The sequence below is a fragment of the Sinorhizobium sp. NFACC03 genome (assembly GCF_900103435.1).
GTDB lineage: Bacteria > Pseudomonadota > Alphaproteobacteria > Rhizobiales > Rhizobiaceae > Ensifer.
In genome coordinates this window covers 286,512-307,763 of the sequence record NZ_FMXF01000001.1, presented here as the reverse complement: position 1 = coordinate 307,763, position 21,252 = coordinate 286,512, and the positions used below count along the sequence as shown (strand labels likewise).

Genomic DNA, 21,252 nt, shown 5'->3' with positions numbered 1-21,252 from the left:
GAACGATTAAAATTTATATAAGCGCGTTTCACCTGCGGCAGAAAATCCGAAGGTGCGCGGGGCGCTTCAACGGCGCCCGAGGAACCGGCCGTCTAGGGCCGGTTGCCTGAGATCAGAACCAAAGGGCCGGAAGGGCTGCAAGCGCGGCTACGGCGAAGAAAGCGATGAGGGCGAGGCGCGTGATCGCGGCCTTCTGCTGACGGCTTTCATCGGTGCGGGCGACCGCGATGGCGCGGGGACGGCGGCGTGGTTGGTTCATGGCATCCTGTCCTTGTCACATTCACCGGCAACCATCGGCCCGGATGTACCGGCTTGCCAGTCACACATATATTGCAGCCATGCCGTGGCGGAGGAAAGTCAAAAAATAGGAAACAGTGTTATTTCCGTTTACGCGACAATCCGATCACACCAACCGCCGGCTGTGCCGACGAGAATAAAGGTTCGATCAGAGCCGTTAACAATCGCTGAAGCACGACCCACCAAAAGCGGGGAGATCAGGCGTCCTGCCCGGCAGCAAAGCCCGATGCCCAGGCCCATTGGAAATTGTAGCCGCCGAGCCAGCCGGTCACATCGACGCATTCGCCGATGAAGTAGAGCCCCGGTACCGCCTTCGCCTGCATCGTCTTGGAATCGAGCCCTTTGGTATCGACGCCGCCGAGCGTGACCTCGGCCGTGCGATAGCCTTCCGATCCGGCGGGCTTGATCGTCCAGGCCTGGATCGAAGACGAAAGCTGGTTGATCGTCTTGTCCGAGAGGTCGGCAAGCTGACGGCCGGTCAGCTTCGCGCCGTCGGCGAAAAACTGTGCGAGCCGGCGCGGCAGGATATCGCCAAGCGCCGTCTGCACCGCCTGCTTACCGTGGGTACGGCGGATCTCCTTGAGGATCGCGGAGATGTCGATATCGGGCATCAGCCGCAACTCGATCTCCTGTCCCTCGCGCCAATAGGAAGAGATCTGCAGGATCGCCGGGCCGCTCAGGCCACGATGGGTGATCAGCACCGCCTCGCGAAAAGCCGTCTTGCCGAACCGGGCTTCGGCGTCGGCTGCGACGCCCGCCAGTTCGCCGATCGTTTCGAGTTGCGCCGGATCGAGGGTCAGCGGCACGAGGCCCGGCCGCGTTTCGACGATGCCAAGGCCGAACTGCTCGGCGATCCGGTAGGCGAGCCCGGTCGCACCCATCTTCGGAATCGACTTGCCGCCGCTGGCTATGACGAGCGATTGGGCATCGATAGGCCCCTCATCCGTCATGACGCGGAAGCCCGCCCCGTGGCGTTCGACGCTTTCGATCGTTGTCTCCAGCCGCAACTCGGCGTGCACATCACGCATTTCCGCGAGCAGCATCCTTATGATGTCCTTGGCCGAGTGGTCGCAGAAGAGCTGGCCGAGGGTCTTTTCGTGCCAGGCGATGCCGTGCTTTTCGACCAAGGCCAGGAAATCGCGCGGCGTATAACGCGCCAGTGCCGACTTGCAGAAATGTGGGTTGGCCGAAAGGAAATTCTTCGGCCCCGCATGGATATTGGTGAAGTTGCAGCGACCACCGCCGGAGATGCGGATCTTCTCGCCGGGTGCCTTGGCATGGTCGAGCACAGCCGCGCGGCGGCCGCGCTTGCCCGCTTCGATGGCGCACATCATGCCCGCGGCACCGGCACCGATGATGACCACATCCTTCTTCTCAGCCACGAAACACCCCAGCTCTTTTGTCTTTCCTTCCCGGTGGCAAAGAAGAAAGTCAATGACCAAGCCCATCTAGCCAATTGCCAATCTGTGGTTATGATGCGTCATTCGAAGCCAAAACCGGTGATTTATGCCCTCCAAGAGAAGTGCTGCCCAACAAACAACGAAAATCAGCAAAACTTCGAAAATACCCCCCGCCTTGCACTCCCTCCGCGGTGTGAAGACCTGGAAGGAAGCCACGGACTGGCTCAAGATCCGCGGCATCGAAGACGTCGAATGCATCACGCCCGACCTTGCCGGCGTGCCGCGCGGCAAGATGATGCCGACCTCGAAATTCACTTCCAACACCTCGCTGGCGCTCCCCTCGGCCGTCTACCGGCACACGATCTCGGGCGAGTATCCTGACGAAACCGGGCAGTTCCGCTACGATTCGCGCGACAGCGACATCAAGCTCGTGCCTGATCTCTCGACGCTTTCGGTCGTGCCCTGGGAGACCGACCCGACGGCGCAGGTGATCTGCGACATCGTCGGTTCGCAGGGCGAGCAGATCAGCTACACGCCGCGCAACGTCCTGAAGCGCGTGGTCGACCTTTACAAGAAGAAGGGCTGGAAACCGGTCGTCGCACCGGAAATCGAATTCTACCTCGTCGCCACCAATGACGACCCTGACTATCCCCTGCATCCACCGAAGGGTCGCTCCGGTCGCTCGATCCTTGGCGGTCAGGGCTATTCAATTGCCGGCATCAACGAGTTCGACGAGCTGATCGACGACATCTATCACTTCTCCGAGAAGCAGGGTCTCGAGATCGACACGCTGATCCATGAAGAGGGACCGGCGCAGCTCGAGATCAACCTTCGCCACGGCGACCCGATCGAGCTGGCCGACCAGGTCTTCCTGTTCAAGCGCACGATCCGCGAGGCGGCGCTGAAACACGGCATCTATGCCACCTTCATGGCCAAGCCGATGCAGGGCCAGCCGGGTTCGGCGATGCACATCCACCAGTCAGTGGTCGAAATCAACACCGGCCGGAACCTGTTCTCCAACCCGGATGGATCGGCATCGAAGGAATTCTTCCACTTCATCGGCGGCATGCAGCACTACGTGCCGCGCACGCTGGTCATGATGGCGCCCTATGTGAACTCCTTCCGCCGGTTGACGCCCGACATGTCGGCGCCCGTTAATACCGCCTGGGGCTACGACAACCGCACGACCGCCTTCCGCATCCCGGTGTCGGAACCGGTCGCCCGGCGCATCGAGAACCGGCTGCCGAGCTCGGATGCCAACCCCTATCTGGCGCTCGCGGCCTCGCTTGCCTGCGGCTATCTCGGCATCGTCGAACAGCGGGAGCCGACGGCACCGACCGAGGACACGGCCAACGAGGGCGAGATCGACCTGCCGCGCGGCCTGCTCGAAGCTGTCGCTCTGCTCGAATCGGCACCATCGCTTGCGGAGGTGCTGAGCCCTGAGTTCATCGCCATCTATGCCGGCGTCAAACGTGGCGAGTTCGAAACCTTCATGCAGGTCATCAGTCCCTGGGAACGCGAATTCCTGCTTCTCAACGTCTGACCTCAGAGGTTCTCCATGCCCTGGCAAAGCCCGATCTCGCCCGGTTACTCCTGGTATGAGGCGACCGTTCCGGATCGACCGGAGTATCCCGCCATGCCCGGATCGCGGAAAGCCAACGTCGCGATCGTCGGCGGTGGCTATACCGGGCTGCAGGCCGCCTGGAACCTGGCGCGGCAGGGCGTCGACGTCACCTTGATCGACGCCTGCCGCTTCGGCGACGGTGCCTCTGGCCGCAATGGCGGCCAGTTCGGCACCGGGCAGCGCGCCTGGGCGGACGAGACCGAAGAAAGCCTTGGTCATGAGCGGGCACAGGCGCTCTTCGACATGGCGGAGAATGCCAAGCGCTATGTGCTCGACTTCGCAAGCGCCCACGAAATCGACATCGAGTTCGTGCCCGGCCAGCTCTCGGTCGGCCACAAGAAGAGCCTCGAAAAAGACTATCGCGACCATGCGGAAGCGATGGCAACACGCTTCGGCTATCCGCATCTCTCCTTCATGGATCGGGAGGAAACCGCAAGCCGGCTCGGATCGAGCCACTACCACTTCGGCATCCGCGATGCCGGCACCGGCCATATCCACCCGATGAAGCTGCTGGTCGGCCTTGCGAAACAGGCCGCCCTTGCCGGTGCCAATCTCTTCGAGCAGACGAAGGCAACCAAGATCGAGCGCCAAAGCGGCACGATCGTCATCACCACCGACCGCGGCACGATCACCGCCGACCGCGCGCTCGTCGCCTGCAACGCCTATATCGGCAATCTCGAGCCGGTGAGCGCCAGCCACGTCATGCCGATCCGCTCCTTCATCGGCGCAACGACGGTGCTTTCCGACCACCCAAAGGTCATTCCCGGCGGCGAATCGGTCGATGATTCGCGCTTCGTCGTGCGCTATTTCCGCAAGTCGCGGGACGGGCGGCTGCTCTTCGGCGGCCGCGAGGCCTATACCGCTGACAATCCGCTCGATATCTCGACCCACATCCGCCGGCAGATCAGCGAGATCTATCCGGAACTTGCCAATATCGAGATCACCCATGCCTGGGGCGGCTCGGTCGGCATCACCATGCCGCGCACGCCCTTCTGTCGCGAAGTGATGCCCGGCGTCACCTCGATCGGCGGCTATTCCGGCCACGGCGTGATGCTCTCCAACTATTGCGGCAAGCTCTATGCCGACCTGGCGCTCGGCAAGGATACCGAGCTCGATCTGCTGAAAGCCCTGAAAATCCCGGCTTTTCCCGGTGGTACGCGGTTCCGCTCCGCCCTTCTCTTCCTCGCGTTAAGCTGGTACGCATTACGTGACAGGTTCTGAGAAGCCCTCGCGGCGGCATTTTATTGCGCCGCACCCTAGCGCATTTAAATCGATTAGATTATATGTGTCCGTGACCTGAACAGATCGAGATATCCCATGAGCAGCCAGATCATTCCCGTCGAACCATTTGACTATGTGGTGTTCGGGGGCACCGGCGATCTTGCGGAGCGCAAGCTGTTGCCGGCGCTCTATCACCGGCAACTGGAAGGCCAGATCACCGAGCCGACCCGCATCATCGGGGCGTCGCGCGCAGCACTCAGCCATGAGGACTACCGCAAATTCGCCGTCGATGCGCTGAAGGAACATCTGAAGGCTGATGAGTACAAGGAAGAGGAAGTCGCCAAGTTCGCCGCGCGCCTGTTCTATGTTTCTGTAGACGCCAAATCGGACCAGGGCTGGGATGCGCTGAAGAAGATCCTCGAAGAGGGCAAGGAGCGTATCCGCGCCTTCTATCTCGCCGTCGGCCCGGCGATCTTCGGCGACATTTCCGAACGCATCCGCGATCACAAGCTGATCACCAAGAATACCCGCATCGTCGTCGAAAAGCCGATCGGCCGCGACCTCGCATCGGCGACCGAGCTCAACGACACGATCGGCAAGGTCTTCCGCGAAGAGCAGATCTTCCGCATCGATCACTATCTCGGCAAGGAGACGGTGCAGAACCTGATGGCGCTGCGCTTTGCCAATGCGCTCTACGAGCCGCTGTGGAACTCCGCCCATATCGACCACGTGCAGATCACCGTGGCGGAAGCCGTCGGCCTCGAAAACCGCGCCGGCTATTACGACAAGGCCGGCGCGCTGCGCGACATGGTGCAGAACCACATTCTGCAGCTCGTCTGCTTCGTCGCCATGGAAGCGCCGACCTCGATGGACGCGGAAGCGGTCCGCGACGAAAAGCTCAAGGTTCTGCGCGCGCTGAAGCCGATCACCTCGTCCAACGTCGAACAGGTGACGGTGCGCGGCCAGTACCGCGCCGGCGCCTCTGCCGGCGGTCCGGTCAAGGGCTATCTCGAAGAGCTCGAAGGCGGCGTTTCGAACACCGAGACCTTCGTGGCGATCAAGGCCGAGGTCAGCAACTGGCGCTGGGCCGGCGTGCCCTTCTACATCCGTACAGGCAAGCGCCTTGCCGGCCGCATGTCGGAAATCGTCATCACCTTCAAGCAGATTCCGCACTCGATCTTCGACAACAACGCCGGCCGTATCTCCGCCAACCAGCTGGTCATTCGCCTGCAGCCGAACGAAGGCGTGAAGCAGTCGCTGATGATCAAGGATCCTGGCCCGGGCGGCATGCGCCTGCGTAACGTTTCGCTCGATATGAGCTTTGCCGAGGCATTTGCCGTGCGCAATGCCGACGCCTATGAGCGGCTGCTCTTCGACGTCGTCCGCAACAACCAGACGCTGTTCGTACGCCGCGACGAGGTCGAGGCCGCATGGAAGTGGGTCGACCCGATCCTGAAGGCCTGGGAGGAAACCGGGCAGCAGGTTCAGGGCTATACCGCCGGCACCTGGGGTCCGAGCCAGTCGATCGCGCTGATCGAGCGCGACGGCCGCACTTGGAACGATGCGATATAGGTGCGACCATGACGACAGAGCTTCATACATTTGAAAACGGTGCGGCACTCGCAGAGGGCTTGGCTGACGCCGTAAGCAGCGCACTTTCTGCCGGCATTGCAGCACGCGGTTCGGCGAGCATCGCAGTCTCCGGCGGCTCGACCCCCAAGGCTTTCTTCAAGGCGCTGTCCAAAAAGGACATCGCCTGGGACAAGGTAACCGTGACGCTCGTTGACGAACGTTTCGTGCCGCCGGAAAGTGATCGCTCCAACCATGGCCTGGTTGCCAGCAACCTGCTTCAGGACAAGGCGGCCGCGGCCAAGTTCCTGCCGCTCTACCATGCGGCCCCGACCGCCGAGGCGGCCGCTGAAATCGCAAGCCGGGAAACGGCAGCAATCGGCGCGCCGTTCGACGTCGCCATTCTCGGCATGGGAACGGACGGGCACACCGCGTCGTTCTTCCCGGGCGGATCGCAACTCGCGCGTGCCATCGATCCGGCGACGCCGCGCGGCGTGATCACCATGGAGGCGGAAGGTGCCGGCGAAACCCGCCTGACGCTGACCTTCGCCAGCCTTCAGGATGCGCGGCTTCTGGTGCTGCACATCGAAGGCGAAGGCAAGAAGACCGTTCTCGCCAAGGCTGAAGAGGCCGGCGACGAGAAGGACATGCCGATCCGCGCGATGCTGCGCCGTGCCGCATCGCCGGTGCAGATTTATTGGGCGCCGTAGATCGACTGCTGTTGGGTTGAATTGGCCCAATATCAAAGTGGAGACACGTTCAGCCGGTGGCGCGCTCCCGCCGGAACGGGAAAGTGTTTCTGAGAACATGCCGGGACGCGACGTGCGCTCTCCCAAGCTCGCCGCGCTCCGGACCGATGACTGGATGAAGATGAGGAGCTTCAAGGCTCCGGAACAGGATTTGCCATGTCCGCCGATTCCCGCATTGCCGCGATCACCGCTCGCATCGTCGAGCGCTCGAAACCGCACCGCGAACCCTATCTCGACCGCGTCCGCCGGGCGGCGTCGAGCGGCCCGCACCGCAGCGTGCTCGGCTGCGGCAACCTAGCGCACGGGTTTGCCGTCTGTTCCCCCGCCGAGAAGGTGGCGCTTGCGGGCGACCGCGTGGCCAATCTCGGCATCATCACCTCCTATAATGACATGCTCTCGGCGCACCAGCCGTTCGAGACCTATCCGGCGCTCATCCGCGATGCGGCGCGCGAAGCGGGCGGCGTCGCACAGGTTGCCGGCGGTGTGCCGGCCATGTGCGATGGCGTCACCCAGGGGCAGCCGGGCATGGAGCTCTCGCTCTTCTCGCGCGACCTGATCGCCATGGCTGCCGGCGTCGGCCTGTCGCACAACATGTTCGATTCCACCGTCTATCTCGGCGTCTGCGACAAGATCGTACCGGGTCTCGTCATTGCGGCGCTGACCTTCGGCCATCTGCCCGCCATCTTCGTGCCCGCAGGTCCGATGACCTCGGGCCTCCCGAACGACGAGAAGGCGCGGGTGCGCCAGCTCTTCGCCGAAGGCAAGGTCGGCCGCGACGAACTTCTCGAAGCAGAGTCCAAGTCCTACCACGGGCCGGGCACCTGCACGTTCTATGGCACGGCCAATTCCAACCAGATGCTGATGGAGATCATGGGCTTCCACCTGCCCGGCGCCTCCTTCATCAATCCCGGCACGCCGCTGCGCGACGCGCTGACGAAGGAAGCCGCCAAGCGGGCGCTGGCGATCACCGCCATGGGCAACGAGTTCACCCCCGCCGGCGAGATGATCGACGAGCGCTCGATCGTCAACGGCGTCGTCGGCCTGCATGCGACCGGCGGCTCGACCAACCACACGATGCACCTCGTCGCCATGGCGCGTGCCGCGGGCATCGTGCTCACCTGGCAGGATATCTCCGAGCTTTCGGATATCGTGCCGCTACTCGCGCGCGTCTATCCGAACGGCCTTGCCGATGTGAACCACTTCCATGCCGCCGGCGGCATGGGCTTCCTGATCAGCCAGTTGCTGCGGGGCGGGCTGCTGCACGATGACGTGCACACCGTCGTCGGCCAGGGCCTCGATGCCTACAAGATCGACGTTCGGCTTGGAGCCGACGGCGGCGTCGAGCGCGTGCCGACACCGAAGGAAAGCGCCGACCCGAAGGTGCTTGCGACCATCGACCAACCCTTCCAGCATACCGGCGGCCTGAAGATGCTGACCGGCAATCTCGGCAAGGCGGTCATCAAGATTTCAGCCGTGAAACCGGATCGCCACGTCATCGAGGCCCCGGCCAAGATCTTCCACGACCAGGCCGAGCTCAATGCCGCCTTCAAGGCGGGCAAGCTCGAGGGCGATTTCGTCGCCGTCGTGCGCTTCCAGGGCCCAAAGGCGAACGGAATGCCGGAGCTGCACAAGCTGACGACCGTGCTCGGCATCCTGCAGGATCGCGGCCAGCGCGTCGCCATCCTCACCGACGGGCGCATGTCCGGCGCCTCCGGCAAGGTGCCGGCGGCAATCCACGTCACCCCGGAAGCCAAGGACGGTGGGCCGATCGCCCGCATCCAGGAAGGCGACATCGTGCGCATCGACGCGGTCGCCGGGACGATCGAGGTGCTGGTCGAGGACATCGCGCTGAAGACGCGGGTACCTGCGCATGCCGACCTCTCGGACAACGATTTCGGCATGGGCCGTGAGCTTTTCGCGCCGTTCCGGGCGATTGCAGGCGCTGCCGACCATGGAGCGAGCGTTCTTTTCCACTAGGACGCAAATAGCGCCGCCTCCTCAGCCGGGGCGGCGCCCTTTTCTAGCGAACTTTTCTTCGAGGCAGCGGCAAGCTCTCCGCCCTCACTGCCCGCTTACGGCAGCGGACCGGGGAACATGTCATTGCGCCCATCGTAGCGCTCGATCTCCAGCGTAAATACATCGACTCCTTCGATGCAGCGGGCATTGATGGAGATCTTGTTGTCCGGATAGCCGCCGCGCATGATCGGCGTCGAGCAGGTCGGGCAGAAGTGATGGCCCTCTTGAGACCGCGCCAGATGTAGCTCGACAGGCGACGTTTCTCGGTGAGCAGCTTCACCTTGGCGGCGTCCACCTTCCAATGAAGGAAGCCGGAGCGCCGGCAGGTCGAACAGTTGCATTCGACGAGGCCAGAAAGCTCCTCGTCAACCTCGACTGCGATGTCGCCGCAATGGCAGGAAAGCCGATAGGGTCGCTGCATGGTTCCGGTCCGAGTCTGTTGAAGAAGACCGCAACCATTCATTGCGCCGACAGGACGGTCAAGCCCCACACCTCAAGCCGCGTTCGGCCTCAGCGATAGATATCGAGCGTTCGGTTGCGATGGTTCGGATGGGTGCTGTAAACGAAGATCCGATTGAGATCGCGGTCGGTCAGCAGGCGGAGGAACCGCGCTTCGATGACGTTGTTGGCATGCACGCGCTTCAGCAGGCAGCCGACCATCTGGATGCGGGCACTCGGGATATCGAGATAGAAGTTCTGCGGAAGCTGATACTGCGTCAGGATACTGATGACGGCGCCGCTTTTGGAGAGCTTGATGATCTCGCAGCGGCGGGAACTCAGCTGCGTCATGCCCTTCTCGGTATATTCGATGCGCGCCTCGTTCCGTGTGTCCTCCATCGGAAAGTTCGCTTCCCGATCGTACATGAAGGACTCTTCCTTGTTCAGGAAGTGCTGCTGCATTGCGGGCGCCGCGCCTCTCATCGATATGCCTTTCCTATCCCCTTTTGAAACAGATTAGCGGCAGAGATTTAACAGAGGGTTTGATCCGTAGGTTGCATTGAAAAAACCCGCCCGATTTTACGGGCGGGTCGAGATGACCATCTGTTCGTTAGACAAATCCGGACGGAGGGCCGCTACGCACCTCTCCTGGAACTGATCTTCCAAGCCGCAAGTCCGGACGGAAAACCGCTACGCACTTTTCCTGGAATTGATCTTCCAGGCCGCAATTCCGGACGGAAAACCGCTGCGCACTTTTCCTGGAATTGCTTAGGCGCGATAGCTGCGACCGTCAGCATCGAACAGGTGCAGTTTGGCCTTGTCGGCGGTGAAGCGCACCTTGTCGCCGCGATGAACCGGCAGGATGCCGGGGATCTTGGCGATGATCGGCTCCTTGTCGACCAGACCTTCGATATAGAGCAGCGTCACTTCGCCAAGTGCCTCGACGATGGCGACCGTGCCCTCGAACAGGAAGTCCTCGCCAGTGGAGACCTGCAGGTCTTCCGGCCGGACGCCGAAGCTCGCCATCTTGCCGTTCTGCGATGCGTCCGTGGCTATATCGAGCGTGACGCTCTTGCCGCCGGTCAGCTTCACCGTGGTCTGCGCGCCGGTGGCGGTAATCGCCGAGGGGATGATGTTCATCGCCGGCGAGCCGATGAAGCGCGCGACGAAGAGATTGGCCGGCCGCTCGTAAAGTTCCAGCGGCGCACCCACCTGCTCGATATGGCCCTGCGACAGCACGACGATGCGGTCGGCGAGCGTCATCGCCTCCACCTGGTCGTGGGTGACATAGATCATCGTGGTATCAGCCATCTGCTCGTTGAGCTTGGCGATCTCGATGCGGGTGGCAACGCGCAAGGCCGCGTCGAGGTTCGACAGCGGCTCATCGAACAAGAAGACCTTGGGGTCGCGGCAGATCGCCCGGCCGATCGCAACGCGCTGGCGTTGACCGCCCGAAAGCGCTTTCGGCAGACGATCAAGGTATTTGGTGAGCTGCAGGATATCGGCGGCCGCGCGCACGCGCCGGTCGATCTCCTCTTTCGATTCCTTGGCAATCCGCATGCCGAAGGCCATGTTGTCGTAGACGGTCATATGCGGATAGAGCGCATAGGACTGGAACACCATGGCGATGCCGCGCTTCGACGGCGGCACGGTGTTGACGCGCTCGCCATCGATGAACATGTCGCCGCCGGTGATCTCCTCGAGACCCGCGATCATGCGCAGCAGCGTCGACTTTCCGCAGCCGGACGGACCGACGAAGACGATGAACTCGCCCTGCTTGATGTCGAGATTGATGCCGTGAATGACATCGACCGCGCCGTAGGACTTGCGGATATCTTTAAGCAGCAGACCCGTCATTGCACCCTCCCCTTCGGTTCTTCCCGTCAGTTCTTGCTCTCATCATTGTTCAGCCGGCGTCACACCAACCGGGCGAAGTACGCGCCCCAGGCCGGCAGGTTGACCGTTCTGTCCTTCACCTCGGCTGCAAAGCCGTGCCCTTCAAGCGCGGCGACCGGTTCGTTCGGCAGCGTGGCCGCAGCCGGCGTACCGCTCATGTTGAACAGGCAGAAAAGCTTCTCGTTGCCATAGCTGCGCACGAAGGCGAGCACCTGTCCATCCGTGTTCAGGAACTCGATCTCGCCCTTGGCAAAAGCCGGATGCGCCTTGCGGAAATGCAGGAAGCGGCGGTAGTGCTCGAGCACCGACGCCTGGTCGCCCTGCTGCGCCGATACGGCGCGTTGGAGGTGCTCTGCCGGCACGGGCAGCCAGGGTTTCGCGCTGCCGAAGCCGCCATTGACCGCGGATCCGTCCCAGACCATCGGTGTACGGCAGCCATCGCGGCCCTTGAAGTCGGGCCAGAACTGGATGCCATAGGGATCCTTCAGGTCCTCATAGGCGAGTTCGGCTTCGCTCAGCGCCAGCTCCTCGCCCTGATAGATGCAGACCGAGCCGCGCAGCGACATCAAGAGGCTCGCAAGCAGCTTTGCATGCGCGTCGCGATCGGCAACGCCAGCGCCCCAGCGGCTGACATGGCGCACGACGTCATGGTTGGAGAAGGCCCAGCAGGCCCAGCCCTCGGGCGCTGCCTTCTGGAAATTGCGGAGAACCTCGGCGACGGTCGCCGGTGTCAGCGGATCGGGCGCTAGGAATTCGAAGGCGTAGCACATCTGCATCTTGTCGCCGCCGGAAGTGTATTCGCCGGCGATCTCCAGGCCGCGCTGGCTGTCACCGACCTCGCCAACAGCGGCAATCGCCGGAAACTCGTCCATGACGGCGCGGAACCGCTTCAGGAATGCCAGGTTCTCCGGCTGGTTCTTATCGTAGAGATGTTCCTGATAGTTGTACGGGTTGACCGCCGGTGCGGTCTGGGCGTTGCGGCGTTCCGGCGCCAGCGCCGGATTGTCGCGCAGCTGCTTGTCGTGGAAGTAGAAGTTGATGGTATCGAGGCGGAAGCCGTCGACGCCGCGCTCCAGCCAGAAACGCTCGACACCAAGCAGCGCTTCCTGAACTTCCGTATTGTGCAGGTTGAGATCCGGCTGCGAGGTCAGGAAGTTGTGCAGGTAATATTGCAGGCGCGTCGGATCCCATGCCCAGGCCGAGCCGCCGAAGATCGACAGCCAGTTGTTAGGCGGGGTGCCATCCGGCTTGGAGTCGGCCCAGACGTACCAGTCGGCCTTGGCGTTGGTCCGGCTTGCGCGGCTTTCGACGAACCAGGGATGCTGATCCGAGGTATGCGAAAGAACGAGGTCGATCATCACCCGGATGCCGAGGCGGTGCGCTTCCGCGATCACGGAGTCGAAATCGGCAAGGCTGCCGAAGATCTGGTCGACATCGGTGTAATTGGAGACGTCGTAACCGAAGTCCTTCATCGGCGAGGTGAAGAACGGCGAAATCCAGATTGCGTCGGCGCCGAGGGCGGCAATGTGCGGCAACCGGGCAACGATGCCCTTGAGGTCGCCGATGCCGTCGCCGTTGGAGTCCTGGTAGGAGCGCGGGTAGATCTGGTAGATCACCGCGCCGCGCCACCAGTCCCGATCCGGCTGCAAAGTGGAAGTGCTCATTTCGGTCATGCTCATTTTCTCTGGAGGTCCTTGATAGTCAGCCGCCCTTGACCGAGCCCGCCAGCAGACCGCGCACGAGATAGCGCTGCAAGCTGAAGAAGACGATCAGCGGAACGATGATGGTAATGAAGGCGGAAGCCGTCAGGATTTCCCAGTTGCCGCCGCGCGAGCCCAGCAGGTTGACGAGCCGGCCGGTCAGAACCAGTTCATCGGGGCCTGCGCCCAGGAACACGATCGCCACCAGCAGGTCGTTCCAGGTCCACAGGAACTGGAAGATCGCGAAGGAGGCGAGCGCCGGGAAGGACAGCGGCAGAATGATCTTGACGAAGATATCGAAATCGCTGGCACCGTCGACGCGGGCGGATTCCATGATTTCGCGCGGCAGGCCGGCCATGTAGTTGCGAAGCAGATAGATCGCCAGCGGCAGGCCGAACCCGGTATGGGCCAGCCAGATGCCGACATAGGTCTTGGCCGGCACGCCCAGGATCGTGCCAACGCCGTTGTAGAGCTTCAGCAGCGGGATCAGCGACATCTGCAGCGGCACGACGAGAAGACCGACGACCACGGCGATCAGGATCGCCCGGCCGGGGAACGGCATCCAGGCAAGCGCATAGGCGGCGAAGGCCGCGATCATGATCGGGATGATCGTCGCGGGTACGGCAACCGTGAGCGAATTGATGAAGGAGCGGCCGATGCCCTCAGCGCTTAACACCTCGACATAGTTGTCGAAGGTAAAGCGCGGCGGCGAAGACGCGGTGACGAAGACGCGCTGGCCGCGCGAACCCTCCATCTTCTTGTCGGAAACGATCTCGAAATTGCCGTCGGCCTGAACGGTCAGCTTTTCGCCGTCGTTGAGTTCGGCGGTTTCGCCGGCCTTGAACGCAGTCGGCTCGCGGCTGTTAAAGCCGAAGGCGGAGATTTGGCCCGGCTGACCTTCGAGCAGGTTGCCGGAGATCACGAACTTGCCTTCGCGCTCGACCTGGCTTTCTGGGCCTGGCGCACGGACGACGGTGTTCTGCGACGAGGTCGAAAGTGCGGTCCACCAGCCGGAAACGGCGAGCTGATCCTTGTCGCGCAGAGACGAGATCAACAGGCCGGCGGTCGGCAACGTCCAGAGCGCGACGATCAAAAGGACCGAGAGGTGGACGACCCACATGAGGGGTGAGCGTGTCGCTGGATTCATCTCAGTGCCCCTTCATTTCCTTGGCCGCATTGCGGATGTTCCAGACCATGATCGGAATGACGAGGATCATGATGACGACGGCGATCGCCGCACCGCGGCCAAAGTCGCCGCCCCCGCGGAACATCCAGTCGAACATGAGGTTGGCGAGCACCTGGCTCTGCCATTGGCCGTTGGTCATCGCCAGCACGATGTCGAAGACCTTCAGCACGAGAATGGTGATGGTCGTCCAGACGACGGCGATCGTGCCCCAGATCTGCGGCACCATGATCTTGAAGAAGATCTGCCAGCCATTGGCGCCGTCGATGACAGCGGCTTCGATCGTTTCCTCAGGGATGCCGCGAAGGGCAGCGGACAGGATGACCATCGCAAAGCCCGTCTGGATCCAGACGAGGATCGCCATCAGGAAGAAATTGTTCCAGAAGGGCAGCGTGATCCAGGCCTGCGGCGCGCCGCCGAAGGCGACGACGATGGCGTTCAGGAGGCCGATCTGCTCTGCGCCTTCGGGACGGAAATCGTAGATGAACTTCCAGATGACCGCGGCACCGACGAACGAGATCGCCATCGGCATGAAGATCAGCGTCTTGGCGATGTTGCCCCACCAGATGCGGTCGGTGAGTGCTGCGATGACCAGGCCGAAGAAGGTCGCGAGCGCTGGAACGACCAGCAGCCAGAGGAAATTATTGTAGATCGACTGGCGGAACTCACCGTCGTTGACCATCCAGGCATAGTTGCTGACGCCGACGAAGTTCTGTCCGGCGCGATCATGGACGCTGTACCAGAGCGACATGAAGACGGGATAGATAAGATACACTGTCAGCGCAAGGAGCGCCGGTCCCAGAAACAACCACGGACGGATGGCGTTGGTGATACGCAGATTTCTTGACGCGACGGCACCTGATTTTCCCTTCGACGGGAACATCAGGTCGAGAATGAAACTGGTTCCCCAGAAATAGGCGGCGCAGCCGATGACCCCGCCCAACATGAACCCTGCAGCCTTCAAAAGCTGAAACAACATGACATGTCCCTCCCCCTCGGTGCACGGTCGCGTGCAGGGCTGGCGATTGTCGCCGTTCTCATTGGGGTGCGCCACTTCTCATAGACGAAGGCGGGAAGCGAGCGGAAAACCGCATACACTTTTCCTCTGCCCGCCTCTGCAGCGAACCCGGATCGGCAACGGGCGGCATCGCCGCCACCCGTCATCCGGTTCTTACTTGATGGCGTCCCACGCCTTCTGCACGCCATCCGCGACATCTGCCGACGACTTGCCGCCGACGAAATCGACCATCCCGGTCCAGAACGCGCCCGCGCCGATCTTGCCCGGCATCAGGTCGGAACCGTCGAAGCGGAAGGTGGTGGCGTTGAGCAGGATCTCGCCCTGCTTCTTCAGCGGCGGGTTGCCGTAGGTGTCGACGTTGACGCTCTTGTACGGCGTGAGGAAGCTCGTCTGCGCCATCCAGACTTCATGGGCGATCGGCGTCTTCAGGAATTCGATGAAGGCGCGCGCGGCCGGCGTGTCCTTGGTGATCATCGCCAGCGTACCGGCGCCGAGCACCGGATTGCCGAGCTCCTTCTTGCTCTCGTAGGGCGGCATGTAGAAGAAGTCGGCGTCCTCGCCGATCTTGGTGCCCTCAGGGAAGAAGGACGGAATGAACGACGCCTGGTGGTGCAGGTAGCACTTCGGCGGCGAGGCAAAGAGGCCCTTCGGGCTGTCGCGGAAGTCGGTGGAGGCAACGGCTGCAGCGCCGCCATCGACGAACTTGTCGTTCTTGGCAAACCAGCCGAACTCGTCGATCGCCCCAACGACAGCCGGATCGGTGAAGGGAATCTCGTTCTTGACCCACTTGTCGTAGACATCAGCCGGCTGGGTGCGCAGCATCATGTCTTCCACCCAGTCGGTCGCCGGCCAGCCGGTCGCGCCGCCCGAGCCGAGGCCGATGCACCATGGCTTGCCGCCGTCAGCGGCGATCTTCTCGGTCAGCGCCTTCAGCTCTTCCATGGTCTTCGGCACTTCGTAGCCGGCGTCCTCGAAGTTTTCGGGCGAGTACCAGACGAGCGACTTCACGTCGATCTTGTAGGGAAATGCATAGAGCGCGGCATTGCCGTCCTTGCCCTTGTAGGTCGAAAGATCGACCCAGGACTGGCCGGCGGCGTAGTTGTCGAGCAGCCACTTCTGGGTGTCGTCGCCGAGCGGCGTCAGGTAACCCTTGGAGGCGAGATCGCCGATCAGACCCGGCTGCGGGAGGACCGAGATTTCGGCCGGGCTGCCGGCCTGGGTGTCGATGACGATCTGCTGCTCATAGTTTTCCGAGGACGAATATTTGATCTCGGCGCCCGTCGCTTCGGTGAAGTAGGCATAGACGCTCTTGAACAGCGCCTCGTCCTCACCGCGCCAGGGGCCGAAGATCGTCAGCGTCTGGCCCTTGAGGTCATGACCCTTCTTGAACTCCTCGAAGCTCGCCCAGTTGAACTTCGAATCCTCGCCCGGCTTGAACTTGAGGTCAGCGGCGCCGGCAGCACCTGCCAACAGGGCAAACGCCGCCACGCCCAACAGCAATGATCTCTTCACGTTCTTCTCCTCCCAAAGATGAACCCGGATCCCACCGGGCAGACGATGATGCGCGAAAATTCAAAGCGCTTTGAGTTCGCTAACAAACCATTGCGACACGCGAGGAGTCAAGAGATTTCCCATCCCTGTCCTCAATGCGACGAATTTGTGCTTTGCGGTAACGTTTTGCACCGCGCAATGGTTGAATTCCGCTTTGTTGCTCGAAAAACGGATGCTACACCAACCCGAGGCGCTGGGACCAAACACCAAAAATCATACGGATATCCAAAGCGCTTTGGGAGGAATCCTGACCATGGCGGTCAATCTCAAGCAACTTGCGGAACTGCTCGGCCTGTCCCAGACGACGGTCAGCCGCGCATTGAACGGCTATCCGGAAGTGAATGCCGAGACCCGTCAGCGCGTGCTGCAGGCCGTGCGCGAGACCGGCTACAGGCCGAACCGCGCCGCCCAGCGATTGGCCACCGGCAGAGCCTTCTCCATCGGCATGGTCATGCCGATCGCCCCCGGTATCGATTCCGACGTGCACTTTGGCGAGTTCCTGGCGGGGCTTGCGGAAGAAGCGGTCAAGCACGACTTCCATTTCGTGCTCAATCCGAGTGCGCCGGAGGACGAGGAAGTGACGTTCCGGCGGCTGGCAGCCAGCGGCAACGTCGATGCCCTGTTCCTTGCCTATATGCGCGCCAACGACCCGCGCATCGCCATGCTGAAGTCGCTGTCGATCCCGTTTCTCGTCCACGGGCGCTCGATCGGCGAAAGCCGCGACTACCCCTTCCTCGACATCGACAACACCAGTGCCTTCTACGATGCGGCGCGACTTCTCATTCAACTCGGGCATCAACGGATCGCGCTGATCAATGGCCCGGAGTATCTGACTTTTTCCATCCGCCGCCAGAAGGGAATGCTCAGGGCGCTTACCGAACACGGCCTCACGCTCGACGAGGCGCTGGTCGAACATTCGCTGATGACCGACGAGCACGGCTACCGCAGCATGCAGCGCTTCCTGCAGCATGCGCAGCCGCCGACTGCGGTGCTCTGCTCCAGTACGGTGCTGGCGCTCGGCGCGGTCCGGGCGATCAACCAGGCGGGCTTGAAAATCGGCGACGACATCTCGCTGATCGCCCATGACGACGTGCTGCCGATGCTGAAGCCCGAGAATTTCAGCGTACCGCTGACGACGACGCGCTCGTCGCTCAGGGCGGCCGGAGCCCGGATCGCCACACGGCTGATCGGCGGCATCCTGAAACGGGGCGACTATCCGGAACAGGAACTCTGGCGCGCCGAACTGATCGTGCGCGCCTCGACCGGGCCCGCCCCGCAAAAATGAGAACGCGCCGCAATCGCGACGCGTCTCGTCATTCGATGTGAGCAGGAATTAGAAGCGCGGCGGCCTACGGCCAGCCTTGCGGTGAGCGGCAATCACGGTGTTCGCCATCAACATGGCGATGGTCATCGGGCCGACACCGCCCGGCACTGGGGTAATCACGCTTGCGACCTCGGCGGCCTCGGCAAAGGCGACGTCGCCAACCAGCTTGGATTTGCCCTCGCCCTTTTCCGGCGCCGGCACGCGGTTGATGCCAACGTCGATCACCGTCGCGCCGGGCTTGACCCAGTCAGCCTTCACCATCTCTGGGCGGCCAACCGCGGCAACGAGGATATCCGCATTGCGGCAGACGGCGGCCAGGTCCTTGGTGCGCGAATGCGCCGTCGTCACGGTCGCATTGGCAGCGAGCAGCAGCGCCGACATCGGCTTGCCGAAGAGGTTCGAACGACCGATGACGACAGCGTTCAGCCCCGAGAGGTCATCGCCGTGGGTCTGGCGCACGAAGACCATTGCGCCGGCCGGCGTGCAGGAGACGAGACCGCCTTCGAGATCGCCCGTCGCGAGCTTGCCGGCATTGACGATATGCAGGCCGTCGACGTCCTTTTCCGGAAGGATCGACTGGATGATCGGCTCGGAGTTCAGGTGCTTCGGCAGCGGCAGCTGCACGAGGATGCCGTGAATGGAGGGATCCGCATTGAGCTCCGCAACCAGCGCGGCGAGTTCTTCCTGCGTGGTTGCCTCCGACAGTGTGTGCTGGATCGACAGGAAGCCGCACTCCTTGGCCATCTTGCTCTTCGAGGAAACATAGGCGTGGCTTGCCGGATCGTCGCCGACGATCACGACGGCAAGGCCTGCGCGAACACCGGCATCCGTCTCGAGCGCCTTGGTCGCGGCCTTCACAGTCTCGATGACCGAAGCGGCGACTTTCTTGCCATCAATCACAGTCGTCACGGCATGTTCCTCCTGGCTTCCTGTTCACGCGGCACACTCTAGTTCGCCCGGGAAAAGGCGATGGCCTCAAAGCGCCCTATGCTGTTCCAAACGCATAAATGCAAGAGGCGGCGGCGAGGTTGGCGGATGTTTCGTTCCACCGCGCGGCATTTCCTTTCACGGGTGAGAGGAGAGACGGCTTCGCTCAAAATCATGAGAGAGCGATCGCAACGTCGCACAGTCGGGGAATAGAGCCCACCCGTCGGCGATGGCTTAACCGCGTGCCAGCTTTTGAAGGGAGTAGTGTTCGACGCGGGTTCTCAGCGCTCGAAGATCTTCCTGGACCTTGGCGATTTCGGTATCGTTCTCCGCTTCCGCGTATGGTGGCGTGCGCCGGACCATAGCCCCTTCAGCTTCGCCACGACGCGCAGCGGCGTAGGCGGCTGTCAGCGATTGAGCATGATGCGCCGCTGGGCTGAACGGCGGCGGTAGATCGGACTTGGCAGGAGTGGGATCGGCCTGCGGCTGCTTGCGCGGCGAAGGTTCGGGATCGCCCTCCGGCTCTGGCGGCTCCGGATCCTGATCGCGCCGCGGCTCTGCACCAGGGCCGGCAAACAAACCGCGCATGCTACGGTAGATGCCGAGCAAAACGCCGAGGCCGAAGCCGGCGAAGAAGCCGGCCATGGTGGCGGCAATCACGATGATCTTGCGCGAAGGACCCTTCGCCTGCAGCGCAGGCTCGGCCTTCGAGATCACCCGGATATTCTTCGCCGTCAGCTTTTCCTCTTCGCGCGTTTCGCCGGCGCGCTTCAGGAAGGATTCGTAAATTGCGCGGGTGGCCGCGGCTTTCCGCTGCAGCTCACGCAGTTCGACGAATTCGGCGGAAGAATCGATCTGCCGCGCCTTCTGCACCGCAAGCTGCTGCAGCAGGTCCTGCTCGGTGCGCTGGGCGCGATCAAGCTCGGTTCCGGCCGCGGCGGCAATGCGGCGCAGTTCATTGCCGATTTCGGAGCGCGAGGCCTCCAGCGCCTGCTGGGTGGCGATCCGTTGCGGGTGGCGTGGTCCGAGGCTCGCGTCAAGCGCACTCAATTGCGCCCTGGTCGCGGCAAATTGCTTGCGCAGTTCGGACAGCGCCAGCGAGCTGATTTCCTCCGGATAGGCCCCGGTCAAAACGTCGTTCAGCTGCACCTTGCCGGAGGCTTCCGCTTTCGCTTTTGCTTCGGCGATGCGGTTGCGGGCGGCGGCCACCTGGTCGCTGAGGCTCAGGAGCTGCTTGTCAGCGATCAGCTCGCCGCCGGCGCCGACGATGTCGTAGCTCGCCTTATAGTCCTCGACCGCCTTCTCGGCCGCATCGAGCTCGGCCTTCAATTCCTTGATGCGGACGTCGAGCGCCACCGTTGTTTTCTGGAAGAAGCCGGATTGCGCTGCGGTTTCTTCACCGAGAAAAGTTTCGACCAGCCGGTTGGTGATGAGCGCCGATTTCTCCGGGTTGCGCGTCTGCGCCTCGACCGTGACGATGAAGGTCTTCGGGTCGCGCCAAACCTGGATGGCCTCGCTCAGCTTCTTCAGCATACGGGCGGACGCGTCGCCGCCGGCCTTTCCTGCGAATTCCGGATCCTTCTCGAGGTCGAGGCCGGTTGCAACCTTCTCCATGACGGTGCGCGAGCGCAGCACTTCAAGCTGGCTGTCGACGAGCGCGAGAATGCCTTCGGTCGCCAGCGATTGTTTTGACAGATCGGAATCCGTCAGCCGCACCTCGCGCGGATCGATGTAGAGCTTGCTTTCGGAGACGTAGACGCTGGGTGTGGAAAGTGCGAGCAGTATGCCGCCCACAGCACCGAGCGCAGTCGTCGCAATAATGATCTTGCGCAGTTGCCAGACGGAGCGCAGGACGGTCTTGATGTCGACGAGAGGACGGTCACCGGGTGCGTCAGTGGCGGGCGCGGCTGTCGCCTGGGCATCGTCCCGGCTATCGGTCAACCATTGTACCAGCCTGTCGCCCATGCCGCTCAGGGCGCGACGATGCTTGGCCGTTCCACTCGTTCCCTTCGAGGCATTCTTGCCTATTGTCGGTTGCGCCGCCGAACGGGTCGCCTCGCGAGCGCCGGACTGGCCCGTCGGGCCTTCGGCTGCGGACAGGCGATTGAGCAGAGGAGAATTGGCCGCGGAAGCGCCGGCCACACGGGGCTTTTGCGCGCGCGCGGAACCGCGCGTGTCCTCGGCTACGAAATCGAGCAACGATGCACGCGGAACCGGGCGTTTCTCGTCGTCGATGTTGAACATGACTGATCCCGCGGCTGCCGAGACGGCGAATTCCGAATAGTGAAGCCAACCTAAGGAAACATGGAAAACAAATGGTTAATTTCTGTGGATCGACG

General features: G+C 62.5%; 17 protein-coding genes. 6 read left to right on the top strand and 11 right to left on the bottom strand.

The genetic code is table 11. The features are described from left to right. Window positions 1-112 precede the first annotated feature (112 nt). Both BLU35_RS35515 and BLU35_RS01530 read right to left on the bottom strand, forming a co-directional pair. Complete coding sequence (locus tag BLU35_RS35515) at window positions 113-259, bottom strand: hypothetical protein (protein ID WP_176907103.1); 147 nt, start codon at window positions 257-259, stop codon at window positions 113-115. A 235-nt stretch (window positions 260-494) separates the two neighbouring features. Further along, window positions 495-1,679: a BaiN/RdsA family NAD(P)/FAD-dependent oxidoreductase gene (locus BLU35_RS01530; protein WP_058325401.1), complete on the bottom strand. Its 1,185-nt coding sequence runs from the start codon at window positions 1,677-1,679 to the stop codon at window positions 495-497. 124 nt (window positions 1,680-1,803) lie between these two features. On the opposite strand from BLU35_RS01530, the gene BLU35_RS01525 reads away from it, so the two are divergent. The 5 genes from BLU35_RS01525 (at window position 1,804) to edd (ending at window position 8,837) form a co-directional block, all read left to right on the top strand. Next, window positions 1,804-3,240, top strand: coding sequence for a glutamine synthetase family protein (locus tag BLU35_RS01525; RefSeq protein ID WP_057251012.1), 1,437 nt, complete (start codon window positions 1,804-1,806; stop codon window positions 3,238-3,240). A 15-nt stretch (window positions 3,241-3,255) separates the two neighbouring features. Beyond that, window positions 3,256-4,542, top strand: a complete 1,287-nt coding sequence (locus BLU35_RS01520) for an NAD(P)/FAD-dependent oxidoreductase (protein WP_093231968.1) — start codon at window positions 3,256-3,258, stop codon at window positions 4,540-4,542. Window positions 4,543-4,638: 96 nt separating this feature from the next. After that, window positions 4,639-6,114 (top strand): glucose-6-phosphate dehydrogenase, encoded by a 1,476-nt coding sequence (zwf, locus tag BLU35_RS01515; RefSeq protein WP_057251016.1) that lies wholly within the window; start codon window positions 4,639-4,641, stop codon window positions 6,112-6,114. An 8-nt stretch (window positions 6,115-6,122) separates the two neighbouring features. Continuing rightward, the gene (gene pgl / locus BLU35_RS01510; protein ID WP_057251018.1) at window positions 6,123-6,821 is read left to right on the top strand and encodes a 6-phosphogluconolactonase; all 699 of its coding nucleotides are present in this window, start codon (window positions 6,123-6,125) and stop codon (window positions 6,819-6,821) included. 195 nt (window positions 6,822-7,016) lie between these two features. Next, window positions 7,017-8,837: a phosphogluconate dehydratase gene (gene edd / locus BLU35_RS01505; protein ID WP_058325399.1), complete on the top strand. Its 1,821-nt coding sequence runs from the start codon at window positions 7,017-7,019 to the stop codon at window positions 8,835-8,837. Window positions 8,838-8,932: 95 nt separating this feature from the next. Here the strand turns inward: edd and BLU35_RS01500 are convergent, their stop codons facing one another. From BLU35_RS01500 to BLU35_RS01465, 7 genes are all read right to left on the bottom strand, one after another. Beyond that, complete coding sequence (locus BLU35_RS01500; RefSeq protein ID WP_286161423.1) at window positions 8,933-9,217, bottom strand: GFA family protein; 285 nt, start codon at window positions 9,215-9,217, stop codon at window positions 8,933-8,935. Between the two features lie 169 nt (window positions 9,218-9,386). After that, a complete protein-coding gene (locus BLU35_RS01495) occupies window positions 9,387-9,797 on the bottom strand; it encodes a hypothetical protein (RefSeq protein ID WP_057251024.1) in 411 nt (136 codons plus the stop codon). A gap of 285 nt (window positions 9,798-10,082) precedes the next feature. Next, the gene (locus BLU35_RS01485) at window positions 10,083-11,171 is read right to left on the bottom strand and encodes an ABC transporter ATP-binding protein (RefSeq protein WP_058320484.1); all 1,089 of its coding nucleotides are present in this window, start codon (window positions 11,169-11,171) and stop codon (window positions 10,083-10,085) included. 59 nt (window positions 11,172-11,230) lie between these two features. Beyond that, window positions 11,231-12,889, bottom strand: a complete 1,659-nt coding sequence (bglA, locus tag BLU35_RS01480; RefSeq protein WP_093231967.1) for a beta-galactosidase BglA — start codon at window positions 12,887-12,889, stop codon at window positions 11,231-11,233. 22 nt (window positions 12,890-12,911) lie between these two features. Further along, window positions 12,912-14,057 (bottom strand): carbohydrate ABC transporter permease, encoded by a 1,146-nt coding sequence (locus tag BLU35_RS01475; protein WP_093231966.1) that lies wholly within the window; start codon window positions 14,055-14,057, stop codon window positions 12,912-12,914. A gap of 1 nt (window position 14,058) precedes the next feature. After that, window positions 14,059-15,072, bottom strand: a complete 1,014-nt coding sequence (locus tag BLU35_RS01470) for a carbohydrate ABC transporter permease (protein WP_093231965.1) — start codon at window positions 15,070-15,072, stop codon at window positions 14,059-14,061. Between the two features lie 192 nt (window positions 15,073-15,264). Continuing rightward, complete coding sequence (locus tag BLU35_RS01465; RefSeq protein ID WP_057251032.1) at window positions 15,265-16,623, bottom strand: ABC transporter substrate-binding protein; 1,359 nt, start codon at window positions 16,621-16,623, stop codon at window positions 15,265-15,267. A 292-nt stretch (window positions 16,624-16,915) separates the two neighbouring features. Here BLU35_RS01465 and BLU35_RS01460 point away from each other — a divergent pair, with 292 nt between their 5' ends. After that, on the top strand, window positions 16,916-17,947 hold the full coding sequence (locus BLU35_RS01460; RefSeq protein ID WP_093231964.1) for a LacI family DNA-binding transcriptional regulator: 1,032 nt from the start codon (window positions 16,916-16,918) through the stop codon (window positions 17,945-17,947). Between the two features lie 48 nt (window positions 17,948-17,995). Here BLU35_RS01460 and folD read toward each other — a convergent pair whose 3' ends face one another. Continuing rightward, window positions 17,996-18,895: a bifunctional methylenetetrahydrofolate dehydrogenase/methenyltetrahydrofolate cyclohydrolase FolD gene (gene folD, locus BLU35_RS01455; protein ID WP_057251036.1), complete on the bottom strand. Its 900-nt coding sequence runs from the start codon at window positions 18,893-18,895 to the stop codon at window positions 17,996-17,998. A 252-nt stretch (window positions 18,896-19,147) separates the two neighbouring features. Further along, window positions 19,148-21,157, bottom strand: a complete 2,010-nt coding sequence (locus BLU35_RS01450) for a GumC family protein (protein WP_057251038.1) — start codon at window positions 21,155-21,157, stop codon at window positions 19,148-19,150. Window positions 21,158-21,252 lie beyond the last annotated feature (95 nt).